The organism is Shewanella sp. HL-SH5, from assembly GCF_051163755.1.
Classification (GTDB): Bacteria; Pseudomonadota; Gammaproteobacteria; order Enterobacterales; family Shewanellaceae; genus Shewanella; species Shewanella glacialimarina.
On sequence record NZ_CP195038.1, the window covers coordinates 1,799,406 to 1,813,587 of the forward strand.

Annotated in this window: 10 protein-coding genes; 7 read left to right on the top strand and 3 right to left on the bottom strand. The window is 39.6% G+C overall.

All coding sequences use genetic code 11. The features are described from left to right. The first annotated feature begins 96 nt into the window (after positions 1-96). Positions 97-1,803 carry an amidase gene (locus ACRWQM_RS07800; protein WP_434931780.1) on the top strand — a complete coding sequence of 569 codons (1,707 nt, stop codon included), beginning with the start codon at positions 97-99 and terminating at the stop codon, positions 1,801-1,803. 238 nt (positions 1,804-2,041) lie between these two features. On the opposite strand, the gene ACRWQM_RS07805 is transcribed toward ACRWQM_RS07800, so the two are convergent. Both ACRWQM_RS07805 and ACRWQM_RS07810 read right to left on the bottom strand, forming a co-directional pair. Then, complete coding sequence (locus ACRWQM_RS07805; protein ID WP_434931781.1) at positions 2,042-3,094, bottom strand: methionine synthase; 1,053 nt, start codon at positions 3,092-3,094, stop codon at positions 2,042-2,044. Between the two features lie 74 nt (positions 3,095-3,168). Next, on the bottom strand, positions 3,169-4,143 hold the full coding sequence (locus ACRWQM_RS07810) for a DUF1852 domain-containing protein (RefSeq protein ID WP_434926273.1): 975 nt from the start codon (positions 4,141-4,143) through the stop codon (positions 3,169-3,171). 658 nt (positions 4,144-4,801) lie between these two features. On the opposite strand from ACRWQM_RS07810, the gene ACRWQM_RS07815 reads away from it, so the two are divergent. The 3 genes from ACRWQM_RS07815 (at position 4,802) to ACRWQM_RS07825 (ending at position 10,523) form a co-directional block, all read left to right on the top strand. Next, positions 4,802-8,218 carry an EAL domain-containing protein gene (locus ACRWQM_RS07815; RefSeq protein ID WP_434931782.1) on the top strand — a complete coding sequence of 1,139 codons (3,417 nt, stop codon included), beginning with the start codon at positions 4,802-4,804 and terminating at the stop codon, positions 8,216-8,218. Positions 8,219-8,515: 297 nt separating this feature from the next. Further along, on the top strand, positions 8,516-9,391 hold the full coding sequence (locus ACRWQM_RS07820) for a diguanylate cyclase domain-containing protein (protein ID WP_434931783.1): 876 nt from the start codon (positions 8,516-8,518) through the stop codon (positions 9,389-9,391). Positions 9,392-9,557: 166 nt separating this feature from the next. Then, positions 9,558-10,523 (top strand): Gfo/Idh/MocA family protein, encoded by a 966-nt coding sequence (locus ACRWQM_RS07825; protein ID WP_434931784.1) that lies wholly within the window; start codon positions 9,558-9,560, stop codon positions 10,521-10,523. Positions 10,524-10,582: 59 nt separating this feature from the next. Here the strand turns inward: ACRWQM_RS07825 and ACRWQM_RS07830 are convergent, their stop codons facing one another. Beyond that, on the bottom strand, positions 10,583-11,374 hold the full coding sequence (locus tag ACRWQM_RS07830; RefSeq protein ID WP_434931785.1) for a hypothetical protein: 792 nt from the start codon (positions 11,372-11,374) through the stop codon (positions 10,583-10,585). Between the two features lie 384 nt (positions 11,375-11,758). On the opposite strand from ACRWQM_RS07830, the gene ACRWQM_RS07835 reads away from it, so the two are divergent. From ACRWQM_RS07835 to ACRWQM_RS07845, 3 genes are all read left to right on the top strand, one after another. Next, entirely contained in the window at positions 11,759-12,739 is a 981-nt protein-coding gene (locus tag ACRWQM_RS07835) for a permease (protein ID WP_434931786.1), read from the top strand. Positions 12,740-12,749: 10 nt separating this feature from the next. Then, complete coding sequence (locus tag ACRWQM_RS07840; RefSeq protein WP_434926266.1) at positions 12,750-12,986, top strand: thioredoxin family protein; 237 nt, start codon at positions 12,750-12,752, stop codon at positions 12,984-12,986. A 264-nt stretch (positions 12,987-13,250) separates the two neighbouring features. Beyond that, on the top strand, positions 13,251-14,135 hold the full coding sequence (locus ACRWQM_RS07845) for an alpha/beta fold hydrolase (protein ID WP_434931787.1): 885 nt from the start codon (positions 13,251-13,253) through the stop codon (positions 14,133-14,135). The last annotated feature ends 47 nt before the right edge of the window (positions 14,136-14,182 follow it).

The window sequence follows — 14,182 nt, forward strand, 5'->3', positions numbered from 1 at the left end:
AAAAGACAGTGAATTTTCAGTCACTGTCTTTGATGATATTTATCTTTTAGAGCAATTGATCTTTAACACAATTGCCTTTCAAGAAGAGGTTGTAACATGTTCGAAGTCACTGAGATTTCTATTGCTGAGCTGCGTGCAGCGCTTGAATCAGGTCGTACTACATCGGTTGAACTGGTTAAGTCATATTTAGCGCGAGTTGATGCTTATGACGGCCCAGCAACAGAGACTAAATTAAATGCATTAGTGGTGCGCAATCAAGATGCGATAAAAGAAGCGCAGGCTTCTGATGCACGCCGGGCTCGTGGTCAAACACTGAGCCCACTCGATGGTATTCCTTATACCACCAAGGACAGCTACCTTGTTAAGGGGTTAACAGCGGCTTCGGGCAGCCCAGCGTTTAAAGATTTAGTGGCTCAATATGATGCCTTTGCCGTGGAGCGTCTACGCGAAGCCGGTGCTATATGCATAGGCAAAACCAACATGCCGCCTATGGCTAATGGTGGTATGCAGCGCGGTCACTATGGTCGCGCTGAAAGTCCATATAACGCGAACTACCTTACTGCTCCTTTTGCTTCTGGTTCGTCTAATGGCGCCGGAACTGGCACCGCGGCAAGCTATTCAGCTTTTGGCTTAGCTGAAGAAACATGGTCAAGCGGTCGAGGACCTGCATCTAACAACGGCTTGTGTGCTTATACTCCATCACGCGGTGTCATCTCTGTGCGCGGTAATTGGCCATTGACACCGACTATGGATGTGGTCGTACCTTACACCCGCACTATGGCAGACATGCTCGAAGTACTTGATGTTATCGTGGCTGATGACCCAATCACCCGTGGTGACTTGTGGCGTTTGCAACCTTGGGTTCAAATCCCCAAAGCATCAAGCGTGCGACCACAATCTTATTTGGATCTTGCTGCACAAGCCGACACGCTTAAAGGCAAGCGTTTTGGGGTGCCGCGCATGTACATCAATAAAGATGAATTGGCTGGCACCAGCGAAAATCCAGGTATTGGTGGACCAACCGGTCAGCGTATCAATACCCGCGCGACAGTTATCGACTTATGGGAAGCGGCGCGCAAAGCACTTGAGTCTGCTGGAGCAGAAGTCATTGAAGTTGATTTTCCGCTGGTTTCCAACTGCGAAGGTGACCGACCTGGTGCGCCGACCGTGTTCAATCGCGGCATAGTCACAGCTGAGTTTTTGGAAGATGAGCTATGGGAATTATCAGGTTGGGCATTAGATGAATTCTTGCGTGCTAATAATGATCCTAAATTAAATAAGCTTTCTGACGTTAACGGCCATTTAATTTTCCCACATGACTTAGGCACCTTGCCAAATCGTGAGGGCGATTTAGCCGCAGGCATGGATGAATACGTCAACATGGCTAAAAGAGGGCTTAAGTCGTATAACCAAATCGACAGTGTTCCCGATGGACTGCGTGGCTTAGAGAAAACGCGCAAGCTGGATCTAGAAGACTGGATGGACGAGCTAAAACTTGATGCTGTGCTGTTTCCAACTGTGGCTGATGTGGGTCCTGCTGATGCACACCTTAATCCTGCGTCTGCCGACATAGCTTGGAGCAACGGTATTTGGGTTGCCAACGGTAATCTGGCTATTCGTCACTTAGGTGTACCAACGGTAACTGTGCCTATGGGCGTAATGGCCGATATTGGTATGCCAGTGGGTTTAACTTTTGCAGGCCGTGCCTATGACGACAATACCCTGCTTAAGTTTGCCAGTGCATTTGAAGCGACGGGCAATAAGCGCGTTATTCCTTCACGCACACCAGCGCTAGGTCAATAAGCACTGAGCAACGAACCAAAGCTTAAGCATCATAATTAAATAACGGGATTGGTTTTACGCACCAATCCCATTATTTATAACGAAAAATCTTTGTTAAAAAATCAACAAAATGATCATCACCAAGTATCGCCACCAGTAATTAATTACAAGTTTTTAAACCTTATGTCGTAAGGGTAAATAATGGGTCAATTAATTGATTTTTTTATGTTAATGTTTGTTGCTAGACAAACACAAAAAGTTAATTCATGTTGGCCAAGAGTTCTTGTCTAACGATCGCTGCGCCTGCACTTAAGGCATTGAGTTTGGCTCTTGCTACTTGATGGGATAAAGGTGTCATGCCGCAGTTGGTACAAGGGTAAAGCTTATCAGCATCGACAAATTGAAGTGCTTTTCGCAGAGTATCTGCCACTTCCTCTGGCGTTTCTATGGTATTGCTTGCTACATCAATCGCACCAACCATGACTTTCTTACCGCGAATGAGTTCAAGGAGCTCCATCGGCACATGGGAGTTGTGACATTCTAGTGAGATAATATCGATATTTGATTTTTGCAGTTTGGGAAAGGCTTCTTCATATTGACGCCACTCAGAGCCCAAGGTTTTTTTCCAATCGGTATTAGCTTTTATGCCATAACCATAACAAATATGGACCGCGGTTTCGCATTTTAGCCCTTCAATGGCTCTTTCTAAGCACGCTATGCCCCAGTCATTCACCTCATCAAAAAACACGTTAAATGCAGGTTCGTCAAATTGAATAATATCAACACCCGCAGCTTCTAATTCTTTGGCTTCTTGATTCAGTATAATGGCAAATTCCCAGGCAAGTTTTTCACGACTTTTATAATGATCATCATAAAGTGTATCTATCATTGTCATAGGGCCAGGAAGCGCCCATTTTATTGGTTGCGTGGTTTGCTGACGCAAAAATTTGGCGTCTTCAACAAAAACCGACTTTTGACGGCTCACTGGACCAACAACTGTGGGAACGCTGGCATCATAACGGTCACGAATTTTAACGGTTTTACGTTTTTGAAAATCAACGCCATTGAGGTGCTCAATAAAGGTGGTCACAAAATGTTGGCGTGTTTGCTCGCCATCACTGACAATATCAATACCTGCTCGCTGTTGATCGTGTAACGACAAACGCAGTGCGTCTTGTTTGCCAGCAGCTAACTCATCACCTTGTAATTTCCAAGGAGACCATAGTGTTTCAGGCTCTGCTAGCCATAGAGGTTTAGGTAAACTGCCCGCAGTTGAAGTGGGTAGTAGTATTTGTTTTTTTAATGTTTTCATTATATTGATACCGTAAATTTTGACTAACGTAACCACTGAGCTAAGCGGTTAAACCGTGCGAATAAATATATAAATTACGCATAATTAGCTGACCATTGCTCAAGTACAGTTTGATACGGTTTGATAAAATACTCCGCAGCAAATTTCCCTTGTTCCGTAGCAAGTTGGCTACGTTCTGCGCGATCATAAACAATTTGCGTCAGTGAATGATCTAGATTTTTCAAATTTGGTTGATAGCATTTACCCGCCACGGCATTGGCATTATAAATCTCAGGTCGGTAGATTTTTTGAAAGGTGCCCATTGTGCTTATGGTGCTTATCAGCTCAAGATGAGTGTAATCATTGAGTAAATCACCAAAGAAGTAAAAAGCTAACGGCGCGACACTATTTGGCGGCATAAAGTAGCGAACCTGTAAGCCCATTTTTTGGAAGTATTGTTCAGTCAATGACGATTCATTCGGCTGGTATTCAACCCCTAATACCGGGTGTTGGTTTTCAGTGCGATGATATGTCTTGTTATCCGAAACACTGAGGCAGATAACCGGTGGCTTAGTGAAGTGCTGTTTATAGGTATCTGAGTTAACAAAATATTTAAACAGTTTACCATGTAGCTCACCAAAGTTTTCTGGGATGCTAAATTGGGGCTGATCTTTGTTATGATCTGGCAGTAATACGCTAAAATCATAGTCGCGAACATAAGAAGAAAAGTTATTGCCGACTATGCCTTCAATACGTCTATTGGTTTTGCTATCAACAATATTGGTTTTCAAAATTTCAATCGAAGGGAAGGCTTGGCCACTGCCTGAAATGTCCATATTAACGGAAATAATTTCAAGTTCTACTGTATAGCGATCGCCTTTTGGATTATCCCAATGGGCTAAGGCATTAAAACTATTATCAATCATCTTCAACGCGTTGCGTAAATTGGCCTGACGATAGCTGCCTCTGGCTAAGTTAGCAAAGTTGGTAGTGATACGGGTTTTGTCTGAAGGGTGGTAATTCTCATCTAGACAAATGCTGTTAATTGAAAATGTAAAATTATTATTCATGGCGATTTAGTATCCATTCTATGATTTCAAACCTGAGTTTATGCATTGTGCTTCTAGACATTTTTTATCTATTGATCTGATTTTCTCAGTCAGTTGTCTTACCGTTTTTTAGGTTTTTCGCCTGATGACTTAGTTAAGGATCAGTTGTAAGTTTGTCTAGTGTTTTGCGCTGAGTAAGTTATACGTGGTTCGGTACATGAACAAAAACGGTATTATTTCACTTCAAACATGAGTCATATTCATGTTGTTTCTGTTTGAATATTAATGTGGGTGTCAGCCGGTTGAGGTTATATTTATTAGCTGGGTTAGTGCATAATTTGATTGGCGGCTTTGTGTAATAATCTGATTTTATGGGTGTATTTTCTATTAGTGATTGTTATTGATTAAATTTTGTATTTCGCTTTGCGGTAAGATTTCTTTAGCTTGTATGATGGGTCTTGTTTAAACTCGGAGTTATTAGGTGATAATAAATGCGCCGTAAATAGAACTCTTGCCTTTTGTGGTAAGCATAGATGTTTTTCTCTAACTGTTTGTTAACATTCAATCAACTCTGCTAAAGTTAAGCCATAATGCTTTATATAATATGTCTAAAGCATAATTTAAGCTCAGTTACCGCACTTTTGTGGCGTTTCTAGTGCACTTTTTACAGGGAACTTGAATGATAAAGCTCTTAGCAAGTTTGAAGCAATCTATTGTTAGTCATACCTTGATAGCGGTAGGTGTTCGAATTTTATTAGTGATAAGCATATTAACCACCATAAGTTATTTTCATATATTCTCCGAGATAGAGTCGACCAAGTTAGCTGAATTCCAATCTTTTACCCAAGAAAGGGTGGCTAGAGAAAGCCAAATTTTTACTCTGGCAGAAGACAACCACAAATTACTAAAGCAAGATATTCTGAATTCTTATCAGCCATCAAATAAAGCAGCGATGTTGTCCCTTTTCGATCAAGACTTCATTCGCCAAAGCGATCAAGCGGTGCGTTTTAATCCAAAATTATTCGATGCAAATGAACGTGCGGGGGTTTGGATTGCAAAAGATGTCCAATTAACAGACGAGCTTAAATACCGTGCAAGTTTACTTAATACACTCGTCAGCGATTATGGCAAAAGCTGGCGCAATCGCTTCATTAATACTTATGCTTATGGTACTGAAAACTTTGCCGCCATTTATTGGCCAGAAATTCCTGATTTTACCTATCGATTAGCCGCTGATTTTGATATTCGTTTGGAAGAGTATTTTACCATTTCGATTGAAAAAAATAATCCAGAGAAAAAGACGGTTTGGACAGGCGTTTACCTTGATAAACAATCTGATATTTGGATGGTTTCAATAGAAACTCCTATATATTATCAGCAGCAACACATAGCCACCATTGGCAATGACATGTCTTTGGATGAACTGTTCCAAAGAACGATTAATCAGGCTCCCCAAGGGGCGTATAACCTTATTTTTCGTCAAGATGGTCGCTTGATTGCACATCACAATTACATTGAGCAACTTAAAGCGGCTGATGGTCAGTTTATTATTAATCGGGATGGTAACGATTCATTAAAATCAATTTATCAAGCGGTAATTAGTGCAGAACCGAGCCAAAAAATGATTGAATTGACACAGATAGATTCTTATTTAATGGTCAGTAAGCTATCAGGCCCTGGTTGGTATTATGTCAGTGTTATACCTAAGGCCCTTGTGAGTAATGTGGCTTCTAGTACGGCAATAATTGTATTCATTTCAGGATTTATTGCACTTGGAATTGAGTTGATGGTGCTATTTTTTGTGATGAGAAAGAAAATTACCCAGCCTTTATCAAAACTAAATAATGCCACCCTAGCATTATCTAGAGGTGAACAAGCAGGAAAGTTAGATGATCTTCGCCCAGATGAATTAGGGCGTCTTGCCAGTGCTTTCAATGCAATGAATCATAATTTAATTAAACGTGACAATCAGCTGGCGAATGCAAACAAAGTACTGGAAACACAATTACATCAAATACAGTTAAGTCAAAGTAACCTTGCTAATGCGCAAGCTGCTGCACGTTTAGGGAGTTGGCAGTATGACACTGTAACTAACCAATTAATCCTGTCAAAAGAGCTGGTTAAACTATTGGAGTTAAATTCATCTCAAGTTGCAACTCTCAATATCGAAGGATTATTTAATCGGTTAGGTAAAAGTGATAATGAACCCATATCAGATGTGTTTAAGCAGTTTATCGAACATGGTGTTGCTTTTAGTTTGAGTCATGAGTTAGTTAGCATTAATGATAAGCATGATCGCAGTTATGTTCATTCAACAGGACAGGTTGAGCAAGATGGACTGCGTTTGACTGGTACAGTACAAGATCTAAGTGAGCAACATAAAGCGGAACAAGCTAAAAAACAAAGTGAGCAATTGTTCCGTAATGTGTTTCACAATTCGACTATTAGCATGGCTGTGGTAGGGCTTGATGGCAAAATCTTACAAGCTAATAACACACTCTGCAAAACGTTCGGCTATACGGATGATGAAATCAACCTGTTAAGTTATGTCGATTTACTTCAGCCTAGTGAACGTGAATTAGGTTACAGACAATTAGAGCTGATTCGTCATGCACAAGCGAAGTCATTTGATACAGAAATAACCTTGGTCTGTAAAAATGGTACAGAACTTTTCTGTTATATTAATGTTTTTGTTCAAAAAAATATCGATGGCCTAGCCGACTATATTTTTATTCAGTGCATTGATATTAGCTTAAGAAAACAAGCTGAACTTAAATTAAATCAGTTAGCTTTTCATGACCCTTTGACTCATTTAGCTAACAGAACATTATTTATTGAGTTTCTGACCAAGGCAGTAAGGCAGTATAAACGTGATGCTGAACACAATTTTGCTCTGTTGTTTCTTGATTTAGATGGATTTAAATTAGTCAATGATAGTTTAGGTCACTTAGAAGGCGATAAATTACTGGTTGCGATCGCTGAAAGGTTGAGTCATGAAATACGTAATTCAGATACTCTGGCAAGATTTGGTGGAGATGAATTTTGTATATTAATGGAGTGTATTACAAATGAAGATCAGGTGGTTAAACTTGCCGAGCGTATTAATAGCTCACTTAATAAACCCTTTATGTTAAATAATGAGTCTGTTGTGACCAATGCTAGTATCGGTATTGTTTTGGCGAGCAAAGAGCTACTTGATGCGCAAGAATATTTACGTGATGCAGACAGTGCTATGTACCATGCAAAGCGTGAAGGCCGAGGGGGTTATGCAATCTTTAATGAAGATATGCATATGATGGCGAAAAATCAGTTAAGGTTGCGTAATGAGTTAAGTCAGGCTGTAGATGAAAAGCAATTTATTGCTTATTTTCAACCAATTATCAAATCTAGTACAGGCCATATAGCCGGTTTTGAGGCATTAGTTCGTTGGTTGCACCCAACCAAAGGATTGATTGAGCCGATAAAGTTTTTAGGTATAGCTGAAGAGATGCGAAGGATAGCTGAAATTGATTATCTGGTTATTGATCAAGCATTAGGCCAAATAACCCAATGGCGTGAACAGTTAAAACGCGATGATTTAACCGTGAGTTGTAATGCGTCGAGTGACTTAATCTCAACTTATCATGTTGTTGATAAACTCAAAGCACTTTTAGACAAGCATGGATTGCCCGCACACTGCCTTAATATTGAAGTCACTGAAAGTGTATTAATTAATGATCCAGAAACAACGATGAAAATATTATATCAACTGCAGGCTATCGGAATTAATATTCATTTAGACGACTTTGGCACTGGTTTTTCTTCGCTGAGTTATTTACATCGTTTTCCCATTCATAACATAAAAATTGATCGCAGTTTTGTTAGTCGGTTAATGGATAGTGACAAAGATCATGCCATTGTTGAAAGTATAGTGTTGTTAGCTAATCGCCTCGGAATTGCAATAACAGCAGAAGGGGTAGAAACAAAAGCGCAATATCAGGCATTACAAAAAATTGGTGCAACCAAAACTCAGGGTTATTACCACAGTAAACCAGTAGACTCAGATTCAGCGATGACGCTGTTACTGGCTGATACAAAGCAACTTAACGAATTCTAATTAGTGGATGTTAATTGTTGCACATTGGAGATAAAATTTTGGTAAAAATCTCTTATTAGCCTAGTCTTTAGTTATATGAGAGTCATATTTTTTGCGTTAATTCAACAAGGCACCAGTGACATTTAAATTAAACTGTTTGATTATGCTAAGTTGTATGAATATGGATAGTAAAGTGGAAATATCTGTTTTGGTCAGTGTTGCGTAGACAGTAACAATATTCAAGATTAAGTCATTTTTATTCGTGAATCGACATACAGCCTTAACCAACCAATTAGTTTTTGCAATGATGGACAAATAATGATTTCTGATACGCTTAAACAACGAGCTCAGGCATTCGACTATTTATTTGATGCAGTGGTTGTCACTGATATGCAGGGTATTATAGCGGATTGGAATAAAGGCTCTGAAGCCCTATATGGCTACTCTAAAGCTGAGGCTATCGGCCAGCCCGTTAATATTTTACATGTGCCCGAAGACAGCGTTCATATCTCTTCTGAAGTGATATCTGCGGTAGAGAAGCAAGGTAAATGGACTGGTGAAGTAAGAATGCTGCATAAAAATGGCAATATTGGCTGGGTTGAGTCTATATGTGTGCCTATTTATGATTCAACTAACCAGATGATAGGCGCATTAGGGATCAATAGAAATATTACTGAGCGTATCAACGAAACTAAGCGGCTTGAGCATTTAGCGCATTACGACTCCCTGACAAAAATTCCTAATCGTTATTTATTACTTGATCGCTTAGAGCATTTAATCGCGCAAAGTGAGCGAAATAGCCTCCGCTTTGCGCTGTTTTATATTGATTTAGATAAATTCAAAATCATTAATGACACAAAAGGTCATGTGTTTGGAGATAAAGTATTACTCGAAACCGCACAACGGCTTAAACGGTCTATTCGTCACGCCGATACGGTTGCAAGAATTGGTGGAGATGAGTTTGTTCTGTTATTAGAAAACATAGCAAGTGAGGACGTTATTTCGTCAATGATTGATACTTTATCTAACAAGCTAAGCCAAATTTATACCATTAATGGTAAGCCGTTTGAGGTGAATTGCAGTATTGGTGTCGCAATTTATCCGGATGATGGCACCACGTCAGATGCCTTGCTTGCCTGTGCGGATAAAGCTATGTATAAATGTAAGAAACAACATCAAAATATCGAATGTTAATTCAACATTTAATGCTATTTCATGTGTATTTTTTTATATGACAACATCACCCACTCTTTATAAGTTCTGGTAGCAGCACTTAATCAAAAGTATCGATATATTATGTCCCACAGAATCCTTCTGTATCATAATTGAGATAACCATCTCAATACTATTAAGGACGTAAATGAGTAAGTTAAATTGGGGAATTGTCAGTACGGGCAGAATTGCTGCTTTGTTTTGTCAAGATATAGCCTTTGCTGAAAACAATCATTTATATGCAGTAGCTGCTAGAACTCAAGATGATGCTGATGTATTTGCGCAGCAATATCATGTAGAGAAAGCTTATCAGGGCTATCAAACCCTGTTTGACGATCCTGATGTTGATATCGTGTATATTGCAACGCCACATAATTTTCACTTCCAGCAAACCTATGATGCGTTAATGGCCGGGAAACATGTGCTGTGTGAAAAGCCGATGACAGTTTCGGTTGAAGAATGTCAAATATTGGTCGATTTAGCTAAAGCGAAAAACTTGCTGTTGATGGAGGCGTTGTGGACTTACTTTTTACCCGCCCTTAAACATGCTAAACAGTGGTTAGATGATGGCCTAATTGGTCAGCTAAAGCATATCAAAGTTGATTTTGGCTATCCTATTCCATTTAATCCTGATGATCGAGCCTATAATCCGCAGTTGGCTGGTGGTTGCTTGTTAGATATGGGGATTTACCCTTTGGCAATTGCTAATTACTTTCTTGATGCTGATATAGGCAATCTTTATGTTCAAGCACATTGCTGTGAAACGGGCGTGGAAGATGATGTCATTATCATAGCAAAAAGCGAGCAGGTGATGGTGAGTTTAGCCGCATCGTTTCAGTGCCGTTTGTCGAACAATGCTTATATAATTGGTGATAAAGGTTACATCATTATTCCAGATGCCTTTAGGGCGAGTAAATGTCACTTGTATCATCTTGATGAGCAAGTCGATACCTTTTCTGACAACAGGCAATCGCTAGGTTATCATTTTGAAGCAGAAGAAGCTTACAGACTAATTGAGAATGGCATATTTGAAAGTAAGGTAGTCTCACATCGACACAGTTTGCTGTTGCAATCACAAATGGCAAAAGTAAAATCACTGATTAATAAAAGTTGATTTTCAGGCTGTTTGCCGGGACATTCAATGACAACTTGGATTGATTGATTTAGTTGTTGTCAGTCAATCTTTGTTAGATCAACAGGTAATAGAAATGTTTTATACTTTTGCATGCTGTCTTGCCAATCTGGGTTGTTGCTAAGTAACACAATAAGAGGATTAATTGCCTTAAATTGAGTACTGAGTGCTTTGGGAGCCAGGATATGACGAGTATATTTGTCGTGAGGCTTAGAAGATAAGTAAAGTTGTTGATTTTGTTCGAGTAAGCCTTGGTAGTAAATGGATGTTGCTCTAGACACAATAGCAAAGTCAAAACGTTTTTTGATAAGCATATTAATCAGTTGTGATTCGTTAGAAGTGTCAATGCGAGTCATTAAGCCGTCAGCGACGAGTTTGTCTATAGTGTGATAACGAAAACCCAATATGCCCCCGACGACTTTACCGTACAAAGCTTGCTTATTAACAAATTCGACAGGATTAATTAGATGAGAAATTATATCATCTTGATCGCGCATTAGTGGCTCTGACCATAAATAAGTTGTTTTATCTTTGTCTTTAAACCAAAAAGGGTTTACGCCGATAACCATACCGTCAAATTTCTGTGTCTCGAGCAAATGATTAAGACGTTTTCGAGGAATGTAAGACACGCTGAAATGGTAATCTTGTTGTTGTTGGTTAAAAAAATGTGCCACATCATAAAGCAGGCCTATTTCATTTTTACTATCAATTACATAAGGCGGCATATAGTGATAGGTATACAGTGATATATCTTGGCGTGTGTGTTTGCTTGTGGATGTTTCTCCCCACGCACTAAAGCAGCTTAATAGTGTTATTAGTAAAATAAGTTTCAATCTGCACTCCTTTCCAGGTTGAGTTATTTACATCAATTTATCATTTCATCACATAAATCAAGCTCAAAAAGCCAAGCAATCCTATGCCTTGTTTTATACTAGCCTATGGTAACCAAGTTAGCACATTCTAATGTTGTAATTAAACCAAGATATTTTCATAAACAGTACTGTTAATCACTAAACTGCGATCCCTAATACATAATCTATTTAGTATTGTTGCTATATCTAAGTAACAAGATAAGCATAAGTGGCTGACTAATAGGCTCATTAGGTCCTTAACATTATCAATATTAGTTTCTTTGCATAATAAATGCTCAACATACCAGTGTTTGGTTTAAACGTTTTACGACTGAATTGACCTTTAAATGTGTATTGAGAGGTTTTATGTTATCCCTATTTACCACATTAGCTGATTGGCTAGTATTTTCAGTATTGGGTTTGGTTCCCGGAACTAAATTCGGCGATGCGATTCAGTTTTTTATTGAAGACACCACTAAGATATTCTTCCTGCTAGTATTGATGATTTACGTCATAGCGTTGATCCGTGCTTCACTCAATATTAACCGGGTACGTGATTATTTAGCCTCAAAAAATAAATTTATGGGTTATTTAATGGGGTCAACATTCGGCGCTATCACCCCTTTTTGTTCCTGCTCCAGCATACCGATTTTTCTGGGATTCACATCCGCAGGAATACCTGTAGGTATTACCATGTCGTTTCTCATCACGTCACCGCTCATAAACGAAGTGGCAGTTCTATTGTTGTTAAGTTTAGTTGGATGGCAAATAACTGTTATTTATATTCTAGTAGGTATGGCAATAGGGATTGCAGCGGGGATGTTTCTTGATCTCATTCGGGCTGAAAAAATGTTACAGCCATTTGCATTTAAGGCATATCAAAACGCAAATCAGCCAGATAGCCCTCAGAAAACTCACACTAAGTTGACGTTTAAAGCACGGCACGATTTTGCCAAAGCGGAGTTGTTAGATATTTTAACTCGGGTATGGAAATGGGTTTTTATTGGGGTAGGATTAGGCGCAGCTTTACATGGTTTTGTCCCTGACTTGTGGTTTGCTGCCAATTTAGGTAGCGGCCAATGGTGGTCTGTGCCCATGGCGGTGTTAGCTGGCATTCCACTGTATTCAAATGCAACTGGGATTATTCCAGTTATGGAAAGTTTAATCATTAAAGGGCTTCCGCTTGGTACAACATTAGCATTCTGTATGAGTACCGTTGCAGCAAGCTTTCCTGAATTTATCTTGTTAAAGCAAGTCATGACCTGGAAGTTACTGACTATCATTTTTATGCTTTTACTCGTTTCATTCACCCTTGTTGGGTGGATAATTAATGTTATTTATATTTAATGGGGGCCTTATGAAAAAAATAGAAGTGCTTGGCAGCGGATGTGCAAAATGTGTCAAAACGGCAGCATTAATTCAGGCAGTTGCAGATGATTGTGGCGTGACAGTTAGCGTGGTTAAAGAGCCAAGTCTTGAGGTATTACTTAAACATAATGTAATGAGTACGCCCGCGGTTGTAATAGATAATCAATTAGTGCACACAGGGTCTATACCGGATAAAGACGCGGTTCAGAAATGGTTGCTAAAATAGACTCACGGTAATGGCGGCCATAAATGGATTTACAAAGCCATATGCAGGATTATATCTGACGAATGGGTGAGTTCGTCTCCGTAACAGGCTTAATGTATTATTTATCTTATACTTGCGTCTTTAATGGTTCCATCAGTAGAATGTAAAATCTACAACGGGTTCATTATTAAGTCGGAGTTTTCATTGAGGTTAATATTAAAATTAGTCAGCAGTCTTTTACTGTTGTTTATCATTTTTTCGACTATTTATTTTTTAGTTAATCGTGTGCCTGACCGTTCTGTCGAGCAACTTAAGCCACAATGGGCACAAACTCCGTCACAGTTTATTGATATCGCGGGTATGCAGGTACACTTACGGGATGAAGGGCCAAGTGATGATGCGATCCCCATAGTGTTACTTCATGGTACAAGCTCATCGCTTCACACCTGGGATGGCTGGGCTAATGCGTTAAAAGATCATCATAGAGTTATTCGTTTTGACTTACCCGCCTTTGGGTTAACAGGCCCAGCTTTAGACAGCAATTACAGTATTGAAAGTTATTCCCGTATTGTTATTGAGGTGCTTGATAAGCTCGAGGTCGACCGTGCTATTTTGGTTGGTAATTCTTTAGGAGGGTATGTGTCGTGGGCTACGGCTGTCTTTTATCCTGATCGCGTTGCTCAGTTGGTGTTGATAGATTCCAGTGGATATCCATTTCAACCCGAGTCTATACCCATAGGCTTTAGAATTGCTAGCACGCCGATTTTAAATAAACTCATGCAACAAGTGCTACCAAGGGGACTTGTCGAAAGCAGTGTTAAAAATGTTTATGGTAATCCTGAGCTGGTCACCCCAGAACTAGTGGAGCGATATTTTGATCTTACTATCCGAGAAGGCAATAGGCAGGCCTTAACCGAGCTGTTGCCAAAACTCCGTTCCGGGCAGCTAGCATCGCGATTATCTGAGCTTAAACTGCCCACTCTGATTATTTGGGGCGAGCAAGATAGGCTTATTCCGCCTGAAATTGCAGACCAATTTCACCACGATATTGTTGGTAGCCAACTAGTGCGCTTTAACGAACTTGGTCATGTTCCTCAGGAAGAAGACCCGCTTAAAACCGTTAATGCTTTTAAAGCCTTTTTAGCGCAACAACCAAAAGTAAATCGTTGAATATAAGTCGTTTTTTCATTTGTTGTTTGTCATGACTATGAATTTAA

Bases quoted from the DNA above. Each gene is read 5' to 3' on its own strand.
- ACRWQM_RS07800 (WP_434931780.1), top strand. From the start codon at position 97: ATGTTCGAAGTCACTGAGATTTCTATTGCTGAGCTGCGTGCAGCGCTT.
- ACRWQM_RS07805 (WP_434931781.1), bottom strand. From the start codon at position 3,094: ATGAAAACATTAAAAAAACAAATACTACTACCCACTTCAACTGCGGGC.
- ACRWQM_RS07810 (WP_434926273.1), bottom strand. From the start codon at position 4,143: ATGAATAATAATTTTACATTTTCAATTAACAGCATTTGTCTAGATGAG.
- ACRWQM_RS07815 (WP_434931782.1), top strand. From the start codon at position 4,802: ATGATAAAGCTCTTAGCAAGTTTGAAGCAATCTATTGTTAGTCATACC.
- ACRWQM_RS07820 (WP_434931783.1), top strand. From the start codon at position 8,516: ATGATTTCTGATACGCTTAAACAACGAGCTCAGGCATTCGACTATTTA.
- ACRWQM_RS07825 (WP_434931784.1), top strand. From the start codon at position 9,558: ATGAGTAAGTTAAATTGGGGAATTGTCAGTACGGGCAGAATTGCTGCT.
- ACRWQM_RS07835 (WP_434931786.1), top strand. From the start codon at position 11,759: ATGTTATCCCTATTTACCACATTAGCTGATTGGCTAGTATTTTCAGTA.
- ACRWQM_RS07840 (WP_434926266.1), top strand. From the start codon at position 12,750: ATGAAAAAAATAGAAGTGCTTGGCAGCGGATGTGCAAAATGTGTCAAA.